This is a genomic window from Streptomyces sp. NPDC028907, assembly GCF_055564995.1.
The window spans coordinates 86,877-109,617 of the sequence record NZ_JBVHVE010000024.1; the positions used below are offsets into that span (position 1 = coordinate 86,877).

Genomic DNA, 22,741 nt, shown 5'->3' on the forward strand with positions numbered 1-22,741 from the left:
ACAGGGGGCTTCCGTGACTCATGGGGTCAGTGCTTGGTACAGCGCCAGAGCGAGGGCGCCGAGGGCTGTGAGCGCAGCAACGGACGGTAGCGGCCACCGGGAACGCTTCAGAGTCTCGATCTCCGCTCGGAGGTCGATGATGTCCTTGTCGGTGTCCTCGCGCAGCTGCTGGAGGTCCTGTCGGTTGCGGTTGGACTGCTCGACGAGCACGGCCAGGCTTCCCTTGACCTCGGCGAAATTGGTAGCGACCGTGCCACGCAGCCGCTCCAGCTCGACGGCCACGGACGCCTCCGGCACGGTCATCTCGGCTCCTGGCCGTCGAGCTTGGCGCCCAGATACCGCACGAACTCGTCGGCGTCCCGCCGCATCGCCGCCTTGTCCACCCTCAGCCGCAGCGGCACCGTCAGCGGCTTCTCATACGCCGGCGGCCGCGCCCACCCCAGCAGCATCCCGGCAGCCAGCTGCAGGGGCCGCCACGCCATCCGCTCGGCGAGCTCCTCAAGCCCGCGGAAGGCGAGGTAGTAAGCGCCGGCAAGGCCGAGGGTGACGACCGTGACGGCGTCCTCGCTGTCCACGGGGATACCGAGGCGCCCCGTCAGGGACAGGACCGCGCCAGCGGTCAGCGGAACGAGCATCCGCATCGTGGAAATGAACAGGTTCTTCGGCATCAGTCCACCACCTTGAATCCGTGCTTGAACCCGAGCTTGACCAGCGATGCCTTGCCCGGGGTCCCGTCCGCGTCCCGGCCCCGGTAGCCGCACCGGCGCTGCCACTTCGCGTACGCGTGCACGGTGGTCGTGCCGTAGTGCCCGTCGCTGTACGCCTTGGCGAGGAGGCCCTCGTCGACGAGCGCGGCCTCAACCGTCCGCACGCCCGCATACGTGACCGGCTGCCCCTGCGCAGCAGGGTTCGAGCGGGCCGCAGCAACCAGCCGCGACAGATCCACACTCGGCGTCGACGGCGCCGGCGTCGCCTTCGGCGGCTTGACGCCGAGCCGCCTGGCGATCCGCGTACGCATAGCCGTCCAGTCGATGCCACGCGGGTCGACCTTGCCCGGCTGCCAGTCCAGATGCCGGATCACCGACGCGGCCGTCCAGCCGTGATGCCGGCACACCGCGGCCGCCACCCTCTCAATCGCCTCCAGCTGCGCGGCGGGCCACGGGTCCTTGCCGTCGCCGAGGTTCTCGCACTCGAAGCCGTAGAAGTGCCGGTTGCCGTCCGTGCTGGCCTCGTTGTCGGGCGGCAGAGACGTTTCCGCGATGACCGCGCGCAGGACGTCGTCGTCGCCCAGGCCGGCGTGGTTCGCGCGGCCGTAGCCGACCAGGTGCACGCGGCCGTCCTTGGTGATGACGCCGTGGCACAGCGGCCCGGGCAGACCCGAGTAGCCGTCGCGGCAGATCGCCACCGTACGGGCCGCCCCCTTGGTGACCGTGTGATGGAACATCGCCCCGTGAACGGGCCCCCACGGCCCCTTGTGGTTGCGGTTGTGCGTACGCCAGTGCCCGACCTCGACGACGTCCAGGCCCTCGGCCTTGAGCGCGGCCAGGAGCGTCGTGGCGCTCATTGGTTCAGCCATATGGGCCTCCAGACATGCAGAAGCCCCGGCCGGGTGGCGCGGGGCGGAAGAGACGGGGATCAGGCTGCGGCTTCGTAGGTGCCGAAGGCGCGGATGAAGTCGCCGTTGGCCCACGTGAAGGGGGTGGCGGAGTCGATCAGGCCGACGGATGTTGCTGCGCCGTCTGTTGCTCCGCCGCTGGTTTCGATTTCGATGGTGGTGGTGGTCGTCAGGCGTGGCCGCAGGGGTACGCGCAGCGTCGCGCTGGTGTCTTGGCCCTCCCCGAACCCGGCGATGAGCTGGGTGGCGGCCGCGGTCACCGGCGCGCTGAACCGCCAGTTGTCGGACCCCCCGCCTCCGCCGAAATTCGTCGTCGACCCGAATGCGATCTCCAGACGCCAGAACACGGTTCGGGCGGCGACGGCGTAGCGGGCGGTGATCGTCGCGTTCCCGAAGCTCGGTGTGTTGGCCCCGGTGGATGTGGTCCACACGGGTGTCCAGTCCTGCCAAGTCGGGGAGATCGACGCCAGCCGCTCTTCCGTCGCGATCATGCCGGGCTGCCAGACCTCGAACGCCATGGGATGCCCTCCTTCCTCTACAGGGCCACGACAGCCGGGGTGGCCACACGTACCTCGGCGCCGACCGCGTGGGCCTTGACGACGCCGTTCAGCGACCGCTGCACGGTCATCAGCTGCGGGGTGATGACCGTGAAGTCGTCGTACCTGAGCTGCGGGTTGACGTTGGTGTTGGTGTCGAACGCACTGCCGGTGACGCCGACTTGCCCGGAGGCGATGGTGCTGCCGGTGATCGTCTCGTCCTTGTGCCACACCGCGGGCTCGAGTTGCCCGTCCGGCCACACCCGCAGCTGGACGCGCTGGCCCGTGAGCCGGACGCGCACCCAGAACCAGTCGCCCGCGGCGTAGGTGTAGGGCAGCGTGGCCGTGGAGCCGACGGCGGTGGTGTCGCGGGTGATGGAGGCGGACATGGCGCCGCTCAGGCCGAAGTGGACGCGGGCCCGGTAGAAGTTCCCGGTGTCCACGTAGCGCAGCAGGACCGACGGCAGCAGCGCGTTGCCGGTGGCGACCTGGCCGACGCTCATGCGGACGAGGACCTCGGTGTCGGTGAGGCCGGCCACCAGGCGCTGGAAGCGGATGGTGGCCGGGTTCGCCGCCAGCGTGATGACGCCGGCGGTGCCGTTAAGGCTCCGGTCCGAAGCGAGCCCGCCGGTTTCCGCCCAGGTGGACGGGCCGTCGGAGCGGCCCCAGGTGTTGGCCACGACCGCGGAGAACTCCACCTGGTCGGCGTAGGTCACGTCCGTGGCCGGTGGGAAGTCGGGCACCGTCGGGGCGAGGTTGGCGAAAGCGGCCCCCACCGGCGCCGTCGCGGTCAGCGTGAAATGCGTCCAGGTGTCCGCCGTGACGGCCTGGTCGTTGCTGCTGGTGGACAGGTAGCCGCTGTCGGCGTCGAACCAGTTGATGTTCAGCGCCACGTTCCGGCTGGTGGCGCACAGCAGCCACCCGGACAGGTTGTACTGCGAGCCTGCCGTGACCGCGATCATGTCCGAGCCCGCGTTGGGGAACTCGGCGACACCGTCCGGGGTGATCTGCATGGACCACTGCCCGCTGAACGGCGCGGACGCCAGCTCAGGCGTCGCGACACGTTCGAGGGTGGCGCCGCTGCCCGTCCAGCCGTCCAAGTCCTCCTCGAACGTGGGGTTGCTGTTCAGGACGGCCCCGTGGGCCTCCGCCCGGTTGAAGGTGTCCCAGACCGCCGGCGCGTTCGCGATGACGCGGGCTGTCTCCCCGCCGAACCGGATGTCGTACGGGAACTCGGCCGGGTAGGTCGGTGACGGCCCCGCCGAGGTGATCCACGGGGCAGGCCCCATCTGCCCACGGGCGGCTGTGTGTACGACGATCAGGGTGTCGTCGGCATCGGTGGCGACGGCGAGGGTGGAGCCAGACGGGTTGGCGTCGACGCGGCCGCGTTCGCTGTCGCCGACCACGCCCACTGTCCAGGGGCTGGCCGGGGTGCAGTTGAACTGGAAGTCCCAGTCGTTGGGGTGCCCGATCACCTCGGTGTAGCCCTGGACGAGCAGGTCGATCGGGCCGGGCGGCAGCCATGCGGGCGGGTTGGCGATCTGGAGCCGGTCGCCGCTGTCCAGCCCGGTGACCGTGTCGGCGAGGCTCGGGGCGGCGGCCAGATTGATGTTGAGGACCGGGTAACGGGCCTCGTCGACGGTGCCCAGGTGCAGACGCCAGTAGGCGATCGGCTCGGCCTGCGCGTCCTCGTGTAGCGACAGGGTGACGGACTCGTCGTACCGGCCGACACCGTCCGGGGGCGCCTGAACCGACAGCGGCCCTTCCTCGAGGACGGCGCGCCCGGAGGCCCCGCCCTCCCTGGTGACCGTGACATCGTTGCGGACCTTCTGGTCGTCGTCGACGGGTTCGAGGGGTGGCGCGACGTGCCCCGGTTCGGTGTAGTCCAGTTCGACGGAAACCGTCTGGTTGTACAGGGAGGTCCGGTCACGGTAGGTCAGGCCGACCGTGTCGCGCCGCTCGTAGAGGACGCCTCCGTCGGCGGTGGCGGCCTCCTCCAGCAGGGCGAGCAGCGTGTCCGGGAGCTGAGGGCCGACCTGGGTCTGCCGGCTGGGCAGGCTCTGCTGCAGGAGGGGGAGGCCCTCCTCGTCCGCCAGGCGGCTCATGCGTGCCCCGGCGGTTTCCCCGGTCCACGCGTCGATCGCCCCGAGGTAGGCGTCGGTGAGGTCGTTGGGCCACACGGAGACGTGGCCGATGGCCATCCCGTCCAGGTCCGAGGAGTAGCCGTCAGGCGGCGAGGACACGGCCGTAGGGCGGCCGATGGTGCCCGTCAGGGAGTCGTCGAACGTGCCGGCGTCGCCTCCGACGTCGGTCCAGGTGATGCTGTAAAGGACGTTGCTGCCGGACTGGGTGACGGCGAAGGACGCGCGCACCCACTGTCCGAACAGGTCGGTGCCGGTGCCGATGCTGTGGGTGACGACGGTTGCACCCTCGATGTCGAGGCCGATCAGGTTGCTGCCGTCGGTACCGGACTGGATCAGCCACTCGGCGACCGTGCCGCCGGCGGCACGGATCCGCATGAACGTACGCCGCGTCGCCGGGCCGTTGTCGATGCGGTACACCCACTGCACGTGCCAGCCGGTGAGTGCCGTCGACGGGGCGGGTACGCGGCCGAGCATCACCGGTAGGTTGCTGCCGCTGGACGCCAGCACCGGCAGTGGGTTGCTGCTGGCGAGGCTGCTGGCGCTGGCCCAGTTGACCCGGGTGAGGGACAGCGGGGCAACGCCGTCGAGGGGCGAGTACGCCTGCGTGGCGGCGGCGCCGTCCTCCATGGGCCAGTACGCCAATGGCCCGAACGAGGGGATGCGCCGGCGCAGCGTGGACTCCAATGCCTTCGCGCCCTGCCCGAGACGGCGCAGGATGCCCGCGGCTTCGATGGGCACGCGGACGTCGTTGCCGGACACGTCCCAGCGCGACGGCCAGCTGGACACCTCGCCGATGAAGCGGACGTTGCGGTCGGTGATCTCCGCGGTCCCGGCCAGCGTCCACGTACGGCCGGCCGAGTCGGCGAAGCTGGTGGTGCCTGCGCTCTGCGCGCTGAAGTCGGGTGCCGCCACGACGGTGCCATCGATGCCACTGCGGACTTCGGCGGCGTAGACGCGGCCGGCCACCGGGCTGCGCGGCGGGCTGGAGTCCAGCTGCTCCGGAGCGATGGACAACGCTCCAGTGCCGCTGAAGATCGTTGCCGTGCCGCCGGTGGTGACGAGGTCCTCACCGATCTGCTCCCACGGGCCAGCGAGAGTTTCGGCCCAGTACAGGCGGATAGTCCAGCCGCCGGCGCCGTTGTCAGCGTCCAGGGTTCCACGGACAGCGGCATGACGTGGCAGCTGCGGCAGCGGCCTGAACCCCCACAATCCGACAGTCCCGTCCGTGCTGAAGTGCAGGTAGAGGCTCCCGTCCTGCAGCCGCAGATTGTAGGAGCGCACCCCCGACTCCCCCCACTTGCCGATGAGGATCTGCGAGCCGGGCGCGTACCAGTCGGCCTCACCCTCCCACCGGATGTCGAGGTCGCCGGTGATGTCGAGGTCGGCATGGTCGGGGGTGGAGGCGTTGTTCGCCGCGTCACCGTCCAGTTCGAGACGGGTGTCGGTGCCGGGCACCGACACCCGGATCGGTGTGTTGCGGCCGATCAGCTCGAAGTAGTCCGACAGGGGGTTGCGCGGCGAGTACTTGCCGAGCCGGTTGTTCAGGGTCAGCGTGCACTTGCCCGGGTCCACGCGTGCGCCCTCGTCGGCGCGGCCGCGGGTGATGACGATCTTCTCGGCCGCGTACACGTCCGCGGTGATGTCGACCCACGCGCCGGAGATCATCAGTTCGACGAGGACGTCGAGCGGGGTGTCGGGAAACGCCACGGCGCGGGCCCTCCTTACTGCCCGAAGGCGGTCTGTACGTTGCCGCGGCCTTTGACGCGGGTGAGCTTGCGCATGAAGCGGTGGAAGTCGTCCTCGGCGCCGGAGAGTTCGAAGCGGACCAGGACAGCGCCGCCGGCGGTGGCGGCTCCCATGGACGGGGCCATGCCGGTGGTCAGCGGTGTGGTGGGGCGGGCCACCTCGGGGTCGATCAGCTTGCCCAGGCCCCGGTTCATGGCGGGCGCCGCGTCTTGGGCGCCCTGGAGGATGCCGGGTGGCAGCCAGCGCCCGACGACGTTGGCCATGACCTTCGAGGGGCTGCCGATGCCGAGGGCGTCCGCGATGGGTCCCGGGATCATGTTCTTCGCGAAGCCGATCAGCTGGTTGTACAGCCAGCTGCCCATGGACTTGATGCCGTTCCACAGGCCGCGGATCACGTCCTGGCCCTTGTCCCACAGCAGGCTGCCCAGCCCGCCGATGCCTCTGGAGATCCGGCCGGGAAGGCCGTTCATCCAGGTGACGAGGGACAGGGCCTTTCTGACCGCTGCGTCCTTCATGTTGCCGAACCAGCGGCCGACCCTGCCGGGGATCGCCGACAGCCAGCCGACCCCTTCCAGGATCGACCTGGCGGCTCCCTGCACCTTCTGCCACACCCAGTTCCAGATCTGGCCGGTCCACCGTTTGACGGTGTCCCAGTTCGCGATGATCAGCGCGACCAGGCCGACGATGACGGCGATGACCCACCCGACCGGGCCCATCGCGATCAGCCACTGAGCGGCCATCACCGCGGCCCAGGCGACGGCCTTGACCGCCATGAGGAGGAACTGGGCGGTGGATACGAGGGCGGCGCGGACGACTGCGGCGATCCAGGTCCCGATGGACACCAGGGCCGAACCGGTCCAGGCCGCCGCGGTGGTGAGCGCTGACGTCACGGCGCCGGCGGCGATGCGCAGGTAGGCCATGAGGCCGATGCCCATCATGCGCATCCAGTTACCGATCACGCCCCAGGCGGAGGCGGAGATGATGGCGTTGGCGCCGGCCACGACGGCGGAGATCGCCGAGTAGGTCATCATCGCGCCCTTGACGATGAGGACCGTGGCGGCCAGGCCCATCAGGGTGTAGGTGAGCGGTTCGAAGACGCCTTGGTTGTCCATGGCGAACTGGACGAAGCCGCCGGACACTTCGGCCAGCTTGGTCAGGGCCTTGCGTTTGAACTCCTCCAGCGACGCCGACGCGCTGCCGCCGACGGTGTCGACGAGCTTGTCCGTCGACCCGGTCGCCTTGTCCATGCCCGAGGAGGCGGCCGCGGCGGCCGGATCGAGGGCGAGCAGCGCGTCGCCCATGACGGTGCCCGGGTCGCCGAACAGGGCGGTGGCCGCGTTCAGCCGTACGGTCTCGTCCTTCGTGCCGCGCAGTGCGTCCAGGGTCAGCTGGAGGGCCTCCTGCCCCGACTTGCCGCCCTTCTGGAGCTTGGCCGCGACCATGTCGGAGTCGACCCCGATGGACTTGAAGGCGTCCTGCACGCCTTGGCTCTGGGCCAGGGCCAGCTCGCCGAACTGGCCGAGGGCGTCGGCGACCTGGTCGGAGTCACGGGCGCCGGCGTCGATGGCCTGGTCGATCAGGCCGACAGCCGTCGCACCGTCCAGACCGACCCGTTTGAACTGAACCGAGTACTCGTTGATGGTCTCCAGAAAGTCGTCGGCCTTGTTGGCCGAGGTCTGGAAACCACGGGTGAGGATGTCGAACGCTTCGGTCGCGTCCTTGGCCAGTCCGGTGCGGATGAGCTGGCCCACCGCCGCGGTGGTCGGGCCGACCTCCTGGTCGAACGTCTCGGAGAGAGCGAGGGCCTTGGTGGTGACCCCTTCCAGGCCGCCCTCAACCTGGCTGACGTCACCGATGTTGTCGTAGACCCCCTTGATCGCTTGATTGACGGTCTCGACGCTGTCGCCCCACGCGTTCGAGTAGACCCGTGCCGAGATCTCTGCCAGTTCGGCGGCCTCCTGCGGCCCGACGCCGAGCTGAGCGGCGAGCTTGGCGTTGGCTGCCTCCATGTCCAGGTGGGCGGCGATACCGGCGCCAAGCGCCGCGGCGGCGCCAGCACCGATGCCGGCCGCGGCAGTCTCGAAGTTCTGCTGCGCGGAAGACAGCCCCTGCTCGGTGTTGTCCCTCGCGACGAGGTTGAACACCAGTGACGTATCGCTCACACCACACCCCCTACGGTCAGGGGGTCAGCGCCCCGCACTCTTCAGTTCTGCGCGCGCCTTCTCTTGCGCTTCCTGGTACGCGTCCAGCCAGTTGAGGTAGGCGTCCGTCTCCTCGACGGTGAACGTGTCCCAGTCCCTGGCCTTGATGCCGAGCAGGTGTGCCGCGTCCCCGAGGCGCCTCACTCGGCGACGGGCAGACTCGCTTTTCCCTCGTCGTCGGGGTCCTCGACGGCCTCGGCGATCTGCTCGTCCAGCTTGGCCAGGATCGCCGCGCGCTGCTCGCCGGAGGCGGCGTCGGCGGCCGCCTGGCGGAGCTGGATCAGCTCGCCCTTGGAGTACTCCAGGCTCAGCTCGTCCCAGGCGAAATCGACGTCGTCGAACTTCACGGCCGACGGGTGATCACGCTTGAGGAACGTGAAGAGCAGCGCGCGCCGGCACAGGCTGCTGCCGGCGACGACCTCCTTGGTGAACTCCGACCAGTTGCGGCCGGTGAGCCGCTCGATGTTCTCCCGCTCCGCGCTCATCATCTTGCGCGGGTTGTAGCGCCACCGGGTCGGCTCTTGGCTGCCCTCGGGCTTGTAGACCAGGAACACGGTCTCTCGCTCTCTATCCGGCCCTCGACGCGATGCGCCGGGCCATGTTCTCCATCGCCTCGTTGACGGCCGCCAGGTACTCGCCCTCGCGGCCCTGGAACGAGTCGTCGAACCAGTCGATCTTTCCTGTCTGGTCGACCCACACTTCGCGGTTGCCGAACACCGGATGCCGCCAGCCACTCGCCCGGTTGGTGCGCTTCGGCGCGTTGGGGAAGTTGCGGACGTTGCGGGTCTTGAAGGCCTTCACCCGGGCACCGGACCAACGGCCGCCCAGCTTCACCTCAGGCCGGATCTTCCGGGCGATCGACGACCTGAGGGCCGGTGCGGTGCGCAGCCCGGCGGAGGACATCGCCATGATGCCGCTCTTGGCCTCAGCGGCACCGGGCCGCAGGGCCGCGCGCAGGTTCTTCGCGAGCTCCTTACGGAGATCCTTGCCGTCCTCCTCGGCGCGGATCGCCCGCACGAGGGCGGCCAGGCCCTCGTGAGTCTCCACCCCCAGGGCGAACGGCGGCCCGTCAGCCACGGCCCCTCCTTAGGCGCAGCCTGTGCCACCATCGGCGCAGCAGGCCGGGGTGGTGCGGGCAGCCCTCCAGAGAGCAATAGGCCGCCCAGCCGGGGGGCAGGGCTAGAACGCTTCGGGCCTGAGCGCTGCTGCGGCTCTCCTGCCGTACCTGGCGCCGTAGGAGCGCAAGGAAGTCGGCATCCGTGCCCCGCAGGTCGACGTGCACGCGGATGGTGCGCGGGGTGTCGGCCATCACGCGGTCGTGCGGGTGACGGCGCCGGACGTCGGATAGGTGACGCTGACCGAGGCCTCGTCACCCACTGAGCCTTCGATGGGGTTCCAGCCCTTGATCAGCACGCTGCCGGAGTAGGCCGGGTTCGATGTGGTCGTGGTGGAGTTGTCGAGCTTCGCTGTGAAGGGAACGACCTGGCCGAGGAGCGACCACATGATCGAGTCGAGTTCGGTGGCGGCGGTGTCCTGGAGGAACTCCAGGCCCAGCTCACCGGACTTCAGACCGCCGAGGAGTTCCTTCCAGCCGAGGCTGGCGTAGTTCGTGACGTCCTTCTCCTCGACCTCGACGGTGAGCTCGATCTTGCGGGCGTACTCGGACAGGTCGTTGGAGTTCAGGGTCAGATGCGCGGCGAGCAGCACCATGAAAGCCATCGGGGGTCTCCCTCGGGTAAGGCTGGGGCGTCAGCGGATGCCGAACGCCACGACGAACAGGAACGACGGATTGGTGCCGGACACCGTCCAGGTGGGCCGGTACCAGGTGTCGGCGTGAGCGGTGCCGTCCGTGCGCAGGATCTGCCCGCCGCGCGCGGTCGCCGCGTCGAACGACAGCCGCGTCTCAGGCGTGCCGCCGAAGTCCTCCTGTGAATCGGACTCGATCTCGACGGTGATCGTCGGGGTGCTCGTCCCCGACACACTCAGCACGTGCACGGCCGCGTACAGCCGCTGCCCCGCTGTGAGGGCGCCGAGCTGCTGCGCGGTGCCGTCACCGGTCGACGTCCGCGCGGTGCCGGGCGGGTGGGCGAACACACCGCGCACCAGCGGCCAGCTGCTCTTCGCTGTGCCCGACCAGGGGGCGATTTCACCGACGGCGTCGCCGAGGGCGTAGTCCGCGCGCATCGCCTTCATGAAGTAGGCCAGGTCTCCGACCACAGCATCCGCCGGCGACGCGGACCAGGCGGTGTTGCCGCCGAGCTGCGCCCACGAGGAGTCGTCGACCATGCCGGAGTCGCCGGCCTCCCACTGCCCTTCCCCGGCCATCTCCGCCGAGGCGAGGCCGCCGCGGACCTCCTTCCAGCCGTCGGAGCGGTAGTTGGTGGCGTTCTTCTCCTCGATCTCCGACGTGATCTCGATCTTGTTGGAGTTGCCGGACAGATCGGCGCCGCCGGCGAACAGGCGAGCATCCAGCAGGACTGTCTTGGACATCAGCCGCTCCCGATGACTTTGATGATCAACTCGGCTCCCACGTACTGAGTGCCGGCGTGCTCGTACCAGCGGTAGCCCTGCACCCGCATGAGGTGCAGGTCGTCGGCTGCACCGTCGAGGGCGTGTTCACCAGGGGCGCCGCGTGCGGCCTCGATCGCGGCCTTCAGCGACGAGGGGCCGGATCCGGACAGCAGAGCGTCGAGGATCTGCTGCGAACTCCTGTCGTCCGCCCGCCCGACCAGGACTCGGCAGGTGAACTCCAGTACGTCCAGCTGCCGTCCGTACGCCTTGTCGAAGGTGACCTCCACCTCACCGACGAAGAAGTGCGGTTCGGTCACCGAGTCCGGCACGTAGCCGGTGCACGTCAGCGACTTCGCCCCTGTCGGCATGACCACCACCGAGGCCGCCTCGGCGATCTTCGTGCGAACCGTCGAGATCTGCACTGCGCTGCCCCCTCTTCTACGCCAGGCCCGGAAGGATGTAGCTCTTGATCAGCTCGTACACGTCCGGGTCCGTGCGGGACAGACGGATCACGCCCCACTCCGAGGAGCCGAGTACGCCCTCGGGGCTGTCCTTCCGCTTGAAGAGACGGGCGGCCAGGATCCGCGTCGCCTCGGCCACGCCGTCCGGGACGGCCGGCCACCCCCAGCGGGCCGTCACGCGCACCCGCCTGCCCGCCCCGGCCGGCCACGCCCCGCCGACCCTCAGCAAAGACGTCACCGGCTTCAGCTCGCCGAGGGCGTCGAGGGGCTCGGCCTCGACCTGGGCGGTGACGTCTGTCCACGCGCCGGTGCGGCCGACCTCGACGACCAGGCCGTCGACGTCGCCGATGTCGGGGACGAGCAGGTGCCAGCCGTCCTCGTCCTGCACCAGCCTCCGAGTCGGGTTGATGACCCGGGCCGACGCCGTGGCGTCGAGGTAGAAGCGACGGGGCGCGCCACAGGTGTTGTCGATGCTGCGTGACGCGGCCGCGATCTTCTCGACGAGCATGCTGTCGCGGTCGGAGTCAGTGACCGTGATCATGCTCTTCAGCTGAGCGAGCGTCGCGTACACCGGCAGCGAGGTGACGTACACCTCGATCTCGACCTCGACCGGCTCACCGCCCGACGTCCCCTCGAGCGTCGCGGTGTAGGAGGCCTGCGCCTGCGAGGACGACACCTGCCACACGTACGTGTAGGTGGTGCCGTCCACGCCCAGGCCGTCCGCCGTGGGCCCGACCACCGCGGCGCCCCCGGCCGTGGGGGCGATCGTCACCATCGGACTCGTGAGGACGGCGCCGGCCTCGAAGACGAGGGCGACGTCGTCACCGGCCGCTGCCGTGATCATGTCGCCACCGCCGATCGCACCGCCCGGGCCACGCCCTCCTCAAGGGAGACACGCGGCCGGTAGATCTCGAAGAACCGGGCCGGGTCTCCTACCCGGTACGCCACACCCGTCGGAGCCTTCGGCTCGTACGCCACCCAGGGCTGATAGCCGCTCTCGGCGACGATCAAGTTGGAGAGTTCCTTCATCGACGCCCCGCGCCCGGTGCACAGGTTGACCGGGGCGCGGACGTCCGCGTCGACGACGGCCAGGGCGCCGGCGACGACGTCGTCGATGTGGATCCAGTCGCGGACCTGGTCGCCGCTGCCCCAGATCGTGAACGGGTCTTCACGGCGCCGTGCCCGGCCCAGGAACGCGCCGAAGGGGAAGGACTCGCCCTGGTCCTCGCCATAGCCGGAGAACGGGCGTACGACGTGCACGGCCAGGCCCTCGGCGGCGGCCGCGGCCGCCATCTGCTCCCCCGTCAGCTTCGTCCACCCGTACCCGGCATCAGGCATGCCGACGGTGTACCGGCCGAAGCTGATGTCCTCTTCGCACAGCGGCCGAGCCAGCGCGAAGTCCTGCTGCAGATCGGTCGGGTACGCGGCCGAGCTGGACAGGTACAGCACGCGCCGCTGCCCGGTGTGCAGCGCCCACTCGAACATCGCCGAGTCCAACTGCAGGTTGTACGCCATCGTGGCCGGGCGGCCGTCGATCGCTGCCCTGTGCGGGGCCCGGGCGGCCGCGTGCACGACCAGGTCGAACACGCGGTCGCCGTGCCGGAAGACGTCGAGGCAGTTGATCGGATGGTCCGGGTTGGCGATGTCGCAGCCGACCACGTCCCAGCCGCGCTCGCGCAGGGCCTGTGTCATGTGCCGGCCGACGAACCCCCACGAGCCGGTGACGAGAGCGGTCTTCATCGCACCCCCCAGATACCGAAGCAGTACGGCAGGCCCGAGGGCCGGAAGTCGACGGCGGTGTAGACGTGCAGGTTCCACCCGGCGGCGGTGAGCATCTCCTCGACGTCCTCGCGGGACCAGGCCCAGTAATGCTCCGGGTTGGTGTCCTCCCACGCGTCGACCGGCGTGGACAGCACCAGTTGCCGGGCGCGGCCGCGGATCCCGGCGAGGACGGCGTCCGGGTCGTCGACGTGCTCGAGAGTCTCGGCGCAGATGAACAGGTCGACGTCGTGCGGGAGCTCGGCGAGCGTCTTCCCGATCGGTCCTTCGAACTCGTGGCCCGGCGCGAAGTCACCGGCCAGCTTGCGCCGTGCCGGCACCTCGTTGAGGATCGCCCCGTTCCCGCACGAGAGGTCCGCGGCCGAGGCCACACCGTTGCGCGCCATCCACCGGGCGACCTGCGTGGTGACGCTGACACGCAGGTGGTGATCGGGCCAGCGCCGGTGGTCGTGCGGGGTGCGGTACAGCTGCCGCAGCTCGGCGTCGCTGTACGCCGGCCGCAGCCGCTTGCGGGTCACGAGACGACTCCCGCGACGGACTGACGGACAGCGAGGATGTCGCGCTCCTGGTGCTCAGCCCAGTAGGCGGCGTACGCGGCGCGGTCGCGGTCGTACAGCTCGGGCCGGTTGACGCGGCGGTGGCCGTCGTCCCACTCCGTCTTCCCGGCGATCGGGTGGACGTGCTCGACGACGACGTCGGGCAGGTACGTCAGGCAGCCGGTGGCGCGGCCGAGGTCGCGCCAGTAGTTGTCGACGTACAGGTGCGTGAGCTCCGGGGGCGCCATGATGTGCCCGAGGGCGCGTACCACGCGGGCCGATATGGCGCACTGGGTGGGCAGGTTGGCGCCCTGGAGGAGGTCGTTGCCGTAGACGATGCCGGGCAGCGAGGTGAGGGCGTCGAGGTAGGCACGGTCCCACCCTTGGGTGCGGGGCCGGTGGTCGTCGCCCATGAACCCGATGGCATCTGGCACGGCTGGCCCGGGGGCGGCGAGCAGGCATCGGGCCGCGTGGTTGAGGGCCGTCACCATGGATCCGCTTGGCTGGGCGACGAGTTGCACGCGCAGGCCTCCGGCGGAGGCCTCGCTGACGGCGTCCCGGTACGCCTGGTAGTGCGGATCGTCCTCGTCGACGGCGAAGAGCAGCCAGGTCCGCTCGGTGCAGGTGTGGGCGAAGGCTACGGCGAGCTCGGCGACGGTGTGGGGGCGGCCGCGGGACGGCACGATGGCGGTGAGGCTATCCATGGGCGGCCGCCGTCTGCGGCTGGCTCCCGTCGGGGACGGGCTCGTGGGCGGGGACGGGTGCGTCGGCGGGCGGGGTGTAGTCGTCCTCGCCGCACCAGAACTGCTTGTGGTGGGTGGTCTTGACTCCGCTGTGGACGAACACGGGGATTTGCAGGGTCGACAGCCGCCAGCAGAACGACAGATCTTCGGACACCCAGCGGCCGTCGGGGTACTTGACCCGGTCGAACCAGATGTCGCCGTGCTCGGCGCGGATCTTCTCGGCGGCGGTGCGGTGGATGAGCAGGCAGGCGGCGCCGGTGCCGGCGACCTGCATGACGGTGTTCTTCGGGTAGTGCCAGCGGGTCGAGAAGCCGACGCGGCCTTCGGCGTCGTGGGCGGGCATGTAGATGGTCGGGGCGGGGCGCAGGCGCCGTCCGCCCATGCCGTCGTAGGAGACTTCCTGCACGCCGAAGCAAAGGGCGCCGATGACGGGGCGTTCGACGGGGTCGGCGGCGGCCAGGAGCCGGTCGACGGTGTCGGGGGCGAAGCCCATGTCGGTGTCGACGAACCACAGCCACTCGTGCGGGGTGTCGTCGAGCCACTGCCGTACGACCTTGTTGCGGGCTTCGACCAGGCCGCCGGTGGAGCAGGCCATCATGAACGGGCCGCCGGTGCCGAGGAGCCGGCCGTCGTGCATCTGGTCCCACACGGTCAGCCGCATCACGGACTCGTGGAAGCTGTGGGAGACGGTGTGGGGGTGCAGGTAGGCCATCTGCACCAGGCCGTCACCGCTCGGGGCGGGCGTCGGCTCAGTCACTGCTGCTGCCCTTCGCACCGGTGCCGCCCGCCTTGCTGGCGCCGGCCGTCTTGCCGGTGGGCTTGGCGCGGGGGGTGGTGCGCTTCTCGCCCGGGACTGCGGTTGCCCGCTCGATGGTGGGGGCGGAGGAAAGCTCGGCGTCGGGTGCCTCGTCGCTGAAGAGGTCCGGCCGCTCCAGGACCAGGGGGTGATCGTCGTCGGCGGACTTGCCGCGCTTGAGCTGGGTGGTTCCCTGCGACCAGCGGACGTTGCCGGTCACGAGTGCGTACTTCATGGGGGTCTCCTCTCACGCTGGAGATAAGGGATCCGGGCCGCGGCGCAGCGTGAGTACGCCACGGCCCGGAGAGTGGGGACCGAGCGGCTCAGGCGCTGCGGTCGACGAGCAGACGGAAGGCGTTGTCGTTGACGACGTCGGCGCCGACACGCGCCCACGCGAACCAGCCGCGCTGGCCGGTCGGGCGGTTGTTCGTGACGTCGAACAGCATCGGCAGGAACTCCACCTGCATGCCCGCACGCTGGGCGACCAGGTAGTTCTGGAAGTCGCCCACGATGAGCAGCGGATCGGTGGAGGTGCCGGCCGCGAAGTCGGCCATGTAGTCGTTCATCGGGTACTCACGCCCGAACAGCCGCGGGATCGCCTCCTGGGTGATGTCCACGGTGAAGTTCGGGTCGGTCGTACCGAGCTGACGGATGGTGTTCTGCACGCTGGTCGACGACAGCCACGCCGACGTCATCCGGCGCCGGTACTTCTGCGGCAGCGCGTTCCACAGGCCGTAGACGTCCGAGGCCTGGAAGACGGACGCCGAGGCGAGCTCGATGTTCGCTGGGTTCGTGACCGCGTCCAGCGCGGTCACCAGACCGGTCGGCTCGTCCGAGCCGGAACCCAGCGTCAGCTTGTCGGCGAGGAGCTCGTCGTACCCGGCCGCCAGGAGCATGGACATCTGCTCGGCGAAGCCCGGCCAGTCCATACCGATCTCGATCGAGAACGGGATGAAGCCGTCGGCACGGTGCGTGGGCACCTCGGGCTGCGCGATCGTCGGCGAGTTGTCCGTCGACGCGGACGCCTCGGCCTGGAACTGCCAGGACACGCCAGCCGTGGACAGGCCCTTCCAGGTGTCGTTCGTGATCGTCTCCACCCGGGCCAGGCGCAGGATGTCGTTCTCGCTGCCCTGCTGGGTGAGGATGATCGTCGGGTCGATCAGCACCGGCACCGCGAAACCGCCACCGGAGTTGGATCCGACGCTCATCGCACGCTTGATCAGCGCGACCTGCTCGATCGCGCGGGACTCCTCCGGCGTGAACACCGGAGCCGTCGACGCGGCGATCTTCTGGAACGCGGACCGGTAGTGCGGGTTCTCCGTGGCCAGCAGCATCTGGCCGATCAGCTGGCCGTTGGTGTCGCCGGTGTTCGTGCGCAGCAGCTTCTGAACGCGCGCCTTCTGGCCCGGCTCCAGGTGGCGGCCGCCCTCGCTGGAGTCGACGACGGCCATCGACCGGTCGTACGTGGCCCGCTCGTTCAGGGTCCGCGGGTCCTCGCTGAACGGGTCCGCCTGCGGGGAGAACCGTGTGGAGCTCCACCGCTCGCGCGACTGCCGCAGCCGCTCCGCCCGCATCAGCGCCTTGTGCTCGCCCTCGCGGAACCGCAGCTCCGCCTCGAGGTCGTCCCACGAGCGCTGAGCGTCGTCGTCCAGCTGGTCGCCGGCCGCCTCGCTGTCGATGACGCCCATCTCCTCGTGGATCTGGGCGATGCGCTCCTCAGCGGCCTCGACGTTCTCGGACCGCTGGTACTCGTTCGGCTCGTCTTCCTTGTTCGGGGGCATCCCGGTTCACCTCTTCACACCAAGCAGGGACAGGCGGCGCTGTCGTTGCGCCGCGGTGAGTCCGCGTGCGTGGCGGGCCGGCTCGATGCCGGGTGCCGGGGCCTGCGGTTCGGGCACCGGCGGAGCGGCGGGCCCCTCCTTGGAGGGGGTGCCGAGTCCGTGCAGTGCCCGGAAAGCTGCGAACGATCGTACGAGTTCCTGATACTGGTCGCCATCGCGTTCGGCCAGCTCAGCCATCAGCCAGTCCATCCCGGACCGCAGCCCGGCGGTGGCATCAGGGTTGGCCGGCCACGTGACGGGACCGGCCTCGAACAGCTTCACCTCGGTGATGGTCCGCTCCGGCAGACCCTCGGGGTTGTGGTCGGCCTGGCCCGGCTCGCGGTTCCAGGACTCCCCGATCACCTCGAACATGAACGACGACCCGTACGCGCCGGCCTCAAGGCCGGGGACCAGGTCGCGGTTGTAGGACGTGTCCAGAAGCGGCACCTCCATGTACGGCGAGGTGTCCCGCTCCTCCAGGATCGACGCCACACCGAGGACCTTCTGGTGGATCTGCATGTCCCGGCCGTGGTTGAACAGGACCTTCACCCCGGCCGCACCCTGGCTCTTGATGGTCCGCTTGAACGCGCCCTTCTTGGTGCGCTCCAGGAAGCGGCCCTCCCACCAGGAGTCGATCTCGTACCAGGAGTCGAAGCGGGAGAACTCGACGGTCATGACGGGCATCTCACCGTCGGCCGCCACGGTGTCGTCGCCCTCGGCGCGCAGCCGGGGACGTGGGGCGAGGGCGGGCGCCATGGCGCCGCCACGGATCAGGTGCAGACCGCGGATCGCGGGCATGGCTACTCCTCAGGCTCAGGGTCTTGGGCGGCCGGGTCGTCGACGGGGACAGCGGCGGGCGGCGACGTCGGCGTATCGCCCCAGGAGACCGGCTCCAGCTCTTCCTTCTCGCGGACCTCGTTGACGGTCTTCCACTGCGCGCTCAGGGCGGAGGCGTGGGCGAGGTAGCGCTGCATCGTGTTGGTCTCCAGCAGCGCGTCCCGGTTGTAGCGGGCGTACTGCGGTCGCGGCAGGAACTGGAACCAGATCCGTTCCATGCGGCGGATCCACCGGCCGATCGAGTACTTGAGCAGCGTCAGTTCGCGGTCCTGAATGTTCGCGTACGTCATCGTGCCGCCGGTCTCGTAGCCGAGGATCTCGGCGATACCGGGCCCGAAGATCCGCGCGCACTCGGCGGCCGAGTAGCCCTGCGTCGCCAGGAACTGGGACTCCTCGGCGGTGAGCTGGATCGGCTTGTAGTCCCAGCCCTTGCCCATGACCAGCGGCTCACGGCGGCCGCGCAGCGTGGCAAGGAACCGGTCCTTCACGCCGCGGGCCTGGCCCTCGTCGATCGTCGCCTCGGAGTTGACGAGGAGAGCTGTTGGGTGGGCGCCGTCCTGGAACCACTGAAGCCCGAACTTGCTGGCGGTCAGCGACAGGCCGATCGTGCCGGCGTGCATCTGGATCGGCGACAGCCCCTCGACGTACTCGGGGATCGGGTTGACGCGGCGGTGGTAGATCCGGCTGTCCGGCACGTGCTGCCCGTTGTGCAGGTAGACGGGCTTGCCCTCGACGAGGGAGCCGCTCACCAGGTCGGGGTGGAACAGGTCGACCTGCTGCAGGAAGCCGGCGTTCGACCGCTGGAGGATGTCCCCGTAAACGTTGCCGCGCATCAGCCACGAGTACACGGACCGGTACGTCCAATCCTCCGCCCCCTGCCCGCTGCCGTCCGGGTCCTCCATGTAGCCCGGCGTCCTGAGCTTCACCGGCACGTCGCCGGTGTCCCGGTAGACGTCCAGGGGGAGTTCGGAGACGACCGAGGCGATCAGGTCGACGGCCGACCACACCGCGACCGACTGCAGCGAGGACTCCGCCGAGGACAGATCCACGTCGGAGTAGGACCGGGTCATCAGCGAGGAGATCGCCTGCTCGAGGCTGGCCTCGGGCCAGCGCGAGCGCTGCTCACGCTTCGGCTCCCGGCGGCGGGACCACCACACGCTCACGGCATCCTCCGATCCGCCCACAGCAGGAATCCGCCGAGCACCAGGTAGCCGAGCGGCGCCCAGGCCAGCCAGCTGCCATAGGCGACCAGGAGCGGGCCGGCCACCCCCGGGAGTGCGCGCAGGCTGAATCCCGCGGCCGCGGCCGCGGCGCCGGCCGCCGAGGACGACCGTCCGCGCAGCTTCGTACGCGCGGCCCGCCAGCGTTCAGCCAGCCGCGCGCGTCGTGTCCTGCCCAATGCCCTGCTCCTCACCACACGTTGGCCACGGGGTCGTAGTCGTCCTGCACCAGCGGCCCGCGCGTCAGCAGCGCCCACCGCGCCAGCGTCACGCCGACGAGCGGCGAGACGTCCGCGAGGGACGCCGTACGGTCCAGCGCCCACGCATCCCCCACCCGTCGCGTCCGCGCGCCGTTCACGGCGGCCGTCAGCTGCGCCTGGTCGCGGTGCACGATGCCGCCCTGCCGCATCGCGTCCGCGATCTGCCCGCAGGCCTCGACGAAGTCGTTCGTCCGCGCGACGACCAGGTGCCCGCGGTGCGGGGTGTCCTTCTTCTCCGGCACCGTGATGCCGGCCGCGACGACGTCATCGATGAGCGAGCCGGCCGGTGTGCCGGACGAACCGATCGCGATGGCGGCCGGACGCCACACGGTGTTCAGCCGCTGGAGCGCCGGCACCACCCAGTCCGTGCCCGGGCGGCAGTCGACGACTTCCAGGTGCGTGCGGCCGTCCTCCCGCAGGGACGCCATGCTGATCCACGCGGTGGACCGGTCCTGCGAGACGTCGACCGCGAAGGCCTTCTCCCCCTCGGGCATCGCCGCTTTGTCGGCGAGCCCGGGCCAGGTGCTCCGGGGGATGTTGGGGTCCGGCGGCGGTGACGCCTTCCGTGTCCGGTTGAGGTACGCGCGGTCGAACTCTCCGGCTTCCATCGTGTCCAGCTCGTGCTGGATCACTTCCTCGGTGACCGTGAACCCCAGCGCGGGCAGCGTTGCCCGCCAGGTAGCCGGGTCCGCCCGGTCCATGTCGTCCGGCGCGTACCACTCGAAGTAGGCGCCGTGGGGGAACACTCCGGTCTTCCACAGCTGCTCGATCATCTCGCGGCCGGCCTTGCGCTTCTTGTTCAGCGGGACGGACTTCTCGGTGCCACCCGCCGAGGCCCACCACAGTTGCGCTGCGGGCCGGGTCAGCATGGCCGGGCTGAAAGCCTGCTCGAGGCGGTCATCCTCGTGCGCGAAGTACTCGTCCATGACGCCGAGATCGAGCGGCGGACCGTGGCCCGCCTTCTCGGTGTTCGCGGTGATGCCGATCTTCGATCGGGTCTGCCGAGCGATGATCGCCTCGTGGCCGTTGGCCTTGCGGATGACGAAGCGGCGCGCGAGCCGGGAGACCTCGATCGTCGCCCAGAACTCGTCTTCCCACCGCTCCCTGGCCATGCTGCGGGTCTGGGCGGCGTAGACGATCCGCTGCCGCTTCCAGGCCTGGGCGCGGTGGACCTTCACCGCCAGGAGCCCTTGGGTCTTGCCCTGCTGCCGAGGCACCGACAGACCGACGTGCCTGTACCAGGGCATCATCGTGGCCGGGTTCAGTTCGAGGGAGACGTCCCACACGTAGCGCTGCCACGGCATCGGCTTGTACCCGAGCCGCTCCATGACCTTCGCGACCTTGCCGCCGAGCGTGGGGAACTGCGGCCGGCGGGGCGTGCCCCACATCGGCGGGCACTCCAGCCCGTACAGCTCGCGGCACTGGTCGACGAACTCAGTCGGGGGACGCCAGATCGTCGAGGTCGTCGTCATCGTCCGGCTCCTCAGGCGCGAGGGAGCGCAACTCGGCGAGGACCTGGCGCAGCTCCTTGGACATCGAGTGCAGGGAGTTGCCGAGGGAAGCCGGGGCGTCGATCTCCCGGGCGAGACGTACGGCCACCGCGGCGAGCGTCGGGGCCGTGGCGTCCAGGTCCTCGAGGTCGCCGAGCGACTCGATGTCCTCCACTACCCGCGCCGTGACCGTGCCGGGCCCGGCGGCATCCTCGAACGGGTCCGCTGGTTTGTCGCGCGCCTCCTCGTCCTCGCCGGGCAGCAGCAGGGAGACCCGTACGCCGAGCGCGGCGGCGAGCGCGACCAGGTCGTCGACGTCGACGCGCCGCGCGGCCGACTCGATCTTGCCGAGGACGGAGGAGCTCATCGGGCGGCCGGCGGCGGTGACGAGCTCGGCCAGGTGGCTCTGGTCCCATCCGTGGCGCTGGCGGTGTCTGGCGACGGCCGCGGCGACGTGTCCGCCGGCTTCGCCGATCTGGATGGTGCGAGCCGCCATGATCGCCTCCCCTATACGCCGGGCGTCCGGCCGCGATCATGGCGGGCCCTTGGGCGGCCCGGGGAGAGAAAAAAGAAAGCTGGGCGCGGGGTTGAGAAGATGATCTTCCCCAAAAATCCGAGGGCTTCGGAGCCGGAACGATCTCGATCAGGTCGATTTGATCGACTCGAATGTCCTTTGACCTGCACATTCATCGCGCGATCGATCGGTCGATGATCTCGATGCCGAAGCGGTCGCCCGACTCGGAGCGCCAGTGCCGCAGCTCACCTCCACTGCGTGCCGCCCTGCACGCGGTCCTCGCGGCGCAGCAGGGTGCGGAACCAGTCGGGGTTCAGGCGGGCCTCACGCCTGATGATCTTGATCACGGCATCGTGGCGTTCCCGGGCGGTGAGGTCGACGGGCTGTCCGTCGTCCGGTGGCGTCCAGCCGAGGGCGACGAGGAGACCGGCGGTGGCGGCGGGGATGTGGGCCTGCACGTCGCCCTCGACGACCGCGGTGTCGATGAGTAGGTCCAGGGTGAGCTGGTGCCGGTGGCCGACCTCGCCGGTGAGGGTGAAGCCGCGGACGGCGTCGCTCACGTCATGGCCGTCGATCTCGATGGTGGCGAGGCCGGGTTCGTTCAGGCGGAGGCGGGCGGTGCGTGGGTCAGTCATCGATGCTCTCCACGTCGGACCAGACGGGTTCCAGTGGGGGCACGAGGACGGCGGCGACGCGCGCCCAGGCGCGGGCGAACGCCATGGCCCGGTCTGCCTCAGCACGGTGGGCGTTCGCGATGCGTGGCCAGCCTTCGGTATGGCGCTCGTTCGTCATGACGTTGTCCGCTGCGGTCTCGGCCAGCTCGGCGCGCGTCATCCAGCTGAAGGCGTTGGCCTGCGCCTGGGAGTGCCGGCCTGCTGCCTCCATCGATGCGGCCTGATCGGGTGTGACGGCCATGTATTCCTCCTTATGGTCCGGCGTACCAGTCGACGGACGTCACCAAGCGCGTGACCTCGGACAGGAGCTTGTCGCCCTTGTCGTTGTTGCACTTGCGGCCGCAGGTGGGGCAGCCGATGACGCCGTGGATCGGGGCGAGGTTGCCGGGGTCTTTGCGGGGGCCGCCGCGGGCGACGGGGACGAGGTGGTCGACGGCGTCGGCGGCGGCGTGGCCGCACATGATGCAGACGTCGGAGGCGGCGAGGATGCGGGCCCGTACCTTGCGGTACTCGTACTCGGTGAGTTCGGAGCGTTCGGCCACGGTCTACTCCGTCGTGCCGGCTGTCCTGAGGTCGTTCAGGTGCGCGTGGCCGAGGCGTGCGGCGTCGGCGGTGGGGACGGTGCCGGTGTCGAAGCCGCAGCTGCATTGGGCGCGTGCGGTGCCGGTGTGCTCGCGCTCGCGCCAGTTTTGCTGGGTGGGGATGGGCTTGTCCTGGACGTCGCGTTCCAGGCTGAGGATGTGCTTCATGGTGTCCCCTTCTGGGTGTCGGGACGCGGGGGGTCGGGTGCTTTGGAGCGGCTCACGCCCCTCTACCCCCCCATCTGGTGGGTGGGTGGGGGGGGGGGGGGATCCGGGG

Annotated in this window: 28 protein-coding genes; all 28 read right to left on the reverse strand. The window is 70.0% G+C overall.

The features are described 5' to 3' along the window. Positions 1-18: 18 nt before the first annotated feature. Positions 19-303: a hypothetical protein gene (locus tag ACZ4UU_RS42730; RefSeq protein WP_471908830.1), complete on the reverse strand. Its 285-nt coding sequence runs from the start codon at positions 301-303 to the stop codon at positions 19-21. Then, on the reverse strand, positions 300-668 hold the full coding sequence (locus tag ACZ4UU_RS42735; protein ID WP_471908831.1) for a hypothetical protein: 369 nt from the start codon (positions 666-668) through the stop codon (positions 300-302). Before ACZ4UU_RS42735 ends, ACZ4UU_RS42730 begins: the two co-directional genes overlap by 4 nt. Then, entirely contained in the window at positions 668-1,576 is a 909-nt protein-coding gene (locus ACZ4UU_RS42740) for an N-acetylmuramoyl-L-alanine amidase (RefSeq protein WP_471908832.1), read from the reverse strand. The genes ACZ4UU_RS42735 and ACZ4UU_RS42740 overlap by 1 nt, the downstream gene beginning before the upstream one ends. Before the next feature lie 59 nt (positions 1,577-1,635). Further along, the gene (locus ACZ4UU_RS42745; RefSeq protein WP_471908833.1) at positions 1,636-2,133 is read right to left on the reverse strand and encodes a hypothetical protein; all 498 of its coding nucleotides are present in this window, start codon (positions 2,131-2,133) and stop codon (positions 1,636-1,638) included. Between the two features lie 17 nt (positions 2,134-2,150). Beyond that, a complete protein-coding gene (locus ACZ4UU_RS42750) occupies positions 2,151-6,002 on the reverse strand; it encodes a hypothetical protein (RefSeq protein WP_471908834.1) in 3,852 nt (1,283 codons plus the stop codon). Between the two features lie 14 nt (positions 6,003-6,016). Beyond that, positions 6,017-8,203 (reverse strand): phage tail tape measure protein, encoded by a 2,187-nt coding sequence (locus ACZ4UU_RS42755; protein ID WP_471908835.1) that lies wholly within the window; start codon positions 8,201-8,203, stop codon positions 6,017-6,019. A 24-nt stretch (positions 8,204-8,227) separates the two neighbouring features. Beyond that, complete coding sequence (locus tag ACZ4UU_RS42760; RefSeq protein ID WP_471908836.1) at positions 8,228-8,386, reverse strand: hypothetical protein; 159 nt, start codon at positions 8,384-8,386, stop codon at positions 8,228-8,230. Further along, a complete protein-coding gene (locus ACZ4UU_RS42765) occupies positions 8,383-8,796 on the reverse strand; it encodes a hypothetical protein (RefSeq protein WP_471908837.1) in 414 nt (137 codons plus the stop codon). The genes ACZ4UU_RS42760 and ACZ4UU_RS42765 overlap by 4 nt, the downstream gene beginning before the upstream one ends. 13 nt (positions 8,797-8,809) lie before the next feature. After that, on the reverse strand, positions 8,810-9,319 hold the full coding sequence (locus ACZ4UU_RS42770; protein WP_471908838.1) for a hypothetical protein: 510 nt from the start codon (positions 9,317-9,319) through the stop codon (positions 8,810-8,812). Positions 9,320-9,550: 231 nt separating this feature from the next. After that, positions 9,551-9,961, reverse strand: a complete 411-nt coding sequence (locus ACZ4UU_RS42775) for a phage tail protein (RefSeq protein ID WP_471908839.1) — start codon at positions 9,959-9,961, stop codon at positions 9,551-9,553. A gap of 30 nt (positions 9,962-9,991) precedes the next feature. Next, positions 9,992-10,732, reverse strand: coding sequence for a hypothetical protein (locus ACZ4UU_RS42780; RefSeq protein WP_471908840.1), 741 nt, complete (start codon positions 10,730-10,732; stop codon positions 9,992-9,994). Next, positions 10,732-11,175, reverse strand: a complete 444-nt coding sequence (locus ACZ4UU_RS42785; RefSeq protein WP_471908841.1) for a hypothetical protein — start codon at positions 11,173-11,175, stop codon at positions 10,732-10,734. The genes ACZ4UU_RS42780 and ACZ4UU_RS42785 overlap by 1 nt, the downstream gene beginning before the upstream one ends. Before the next feature lie 16 nt (positions 11,176-11,191). Then, entirely contained in the window at positions 11,192-12,058 is an 867-nt protein-coding gene (locus tag ACZ4UU_RS42790) for a head-tail connector protein (protein WP_471908842.1), read from the reverse strand. Beyond that, entirely contained in the window at positions 12,055-12,954 is a 900-nt protein-coding gene (locus ACZ4UU_RS42795; RefSeq protein ID WP_471908843.1) for an NAD-dependent epimerase/dehydratase family protein, read from the reverse strand. Before ACZ4UU_RS42795 ends, ACZ4UU_RS42790 begins: the two co-directional genes overlap by 4 nt. After that, positions 12,951-13,511 carry a hypothetical protein gene (locus ACZ4UU_RS42800; protein ID WP_471908844.1) on the reverse strand — a complete coding sequence of 187 codons (561 nt, stop codon included), beginning with the start codon at positions 13,509-13,511 and terminating at the stop codon, positions 12,951-12,953. The genes ACZ4UU_RS42795 and ACZ4UU_RS42800 overlap by 4 nt, the downstream gene beginning before the upstream one ends. Beyond that, entirely contained in the window at positions 13,508-14,233 is a 726-nt protein-coding gene (locus tag ACZ4UU_RS42805) for a hypothetical protein (protein WP_471908845.1), read from the reverse strand. The genes ACZ4UU_RS42800 and ACZ4UU_RS42805 overlap by 4 nt, the downstream gene beginning before the upstream one ends. Further along, the gene (locus ACZ4UU_RS42810) at positions 14,226-15,029 is read right to left on the reverse strand and encodes a hypothetical protein (protein ID WP_471908846.1); all 804 of its coding nucleotides are present in this window, start codon (positions 15,027-15,029) and stop codon (positions 14,226-14,228) included. Before ACZ4UU_RS42810 ends, ACZ4UU_RS42805 begins: the two co-directional genes overlap by 8 nt. Beyond that, positions 15,022-15,303, reverse strand: coding sequence for a hypothetical protein (locus ACZ4UU_RS42815; RefSeq protein WP_471908847.1), 282 nt, complete (start codon positions 15,301-15,303; stop codon positions 15,022-15,024). The genes ACZ4UU_RS42810 and ACZ4UU_RS42815 overlap by 8 nt, the downstream gene beginning before the upstream one ends. A gap of 88 nt (positions 15,304-15,391) precedes the next feature. Further along, positions 15,392-16,849: a phage major capsid protein gene (locus ACZ4UU_RS42820; RefSeq protein ID WP_471908848.1), complete on the reverse strand. Its 1,458-nt coding sequence runs from the start codon at positions 16,847-16,849 to the stop codon at positions 15,392-15,394. A gap of 6 nt (positions 16,850-16,855) precedes the next feature. Next, on the reverse strand, positions 16,856-17,686 hold the full coding sequence (locus ACZ4UU_RS42825; RefSeq protein ID WP_471908849.1) for an HK97 family phage prohead protease: 831 nt from the start codon (positions 17,684-17,686) through the stop codon (positions 16,856-16,858). Positions 17,687-17,688: 2 nt separating this feature from the next. Next, a complete protein-coding gene (locus ACZ4UU_RS42830; protein ID WP_471908850.1) occupies positions 17,689-18,888 on the reverse strand; it encodes a phage portal protein in 1,200 nt (399 codons plus the stop codon). Beyond that, positions 18,885-19,124 carry a hypothetical protein gene (locus tag ACZ4UU_RS42835; protein WP_471908851.1) on the reverse strand — a complete coding sequence of 80 codons (240 nt, stop codon included), beginning with the start codon at positions 19,122-19,124 and terminating at the stop codon, positions 18,885-18,887. The genes ACZ4UU_RS42830 and ACZ4UU_RS42835 overlap by 4 nt, the downstream gene beginning before the upstream one ends. Before the next feature lie 11 nt (positions 19,125-19,135). After that, complete coding sequence (locus ACZ4UU_RS42840; protein WP_471908852.1) at positions 19,136-20,677, reverse strand: terminase large subunit domain-containing protein; 1,542 nt, start codon at positions 20,675-20,677, stop codon at positions 19,136-19,138. Further along, positions 20,640-21,191 carry a helix-turn-helix domain-containing protein gene (locus ACZ4UU_RS42845; RefSeq protein WP_471908853.1) on the reverse strand — a complete coding sequence of 184 codons (552 nt, stop codon included), beginning with the start codon at positions 21,189-21,191 and terminating at the stop codon, positions 20,640-20,642. The genes ACZ4UU_RS42840 and ACZ4UU_RS42845 overlap by 38 nt, the downstream gene beginning before the upstream one ends. 263 nt (positions 21,192-21,454) lie before the next feature. Beyond that, the gene (locus ACZ4UU_RS42850) at positions 21,455-21,844 is read right to left on the reverse strand and encodes a hypothetical protein (RefSeq protein ID WP_471908854.1); all 390 of its coding nucleotides are present in this window, start codon (positions 21,842-21,844) and stop codon (positions 21,455-21,457) included. Beyond that, positions 21,837-22,124 (reverse strand): hypothetical protein, encoded by a 288-nt coding sequence (locus ACZ4UU_RS42855; protein ID WP_471908855.1) that lies wholly within the window; start codon positions 22,122-22,124, stop codon positions 21,837-21,839. Before ACZ4UU_RS42855 ends, ACZ4UU_RS42850 begins: the two co-directional genes overlap by 8 nt. 10 nt (positions 22,125-22,134) lie before the next feature. Then, entirely contained in the window at positions 22,135-22,425 is a 291-nt protein-coding gene (locus ACZ4UU_RS42860; RefSeq protein ID WP_471908856.1) for an HNH endonuclease, read from the reverse strand. A gap of 3 nt (positions 22,426-22,428) precedes the next feature. Continuing rightward, positions 22,429-22,632, reverse strand: a complete 204-nt coding sequence (locus ACZ4UU_RS42865) for a hypothetical protein (RefSeq protein WP_471908857.1) — start codon at positions 22,630-22,632, stop codon at positions 22,429-22,431. Positions 22,633-22,741 lie beyond the last annotated feature (109 nt).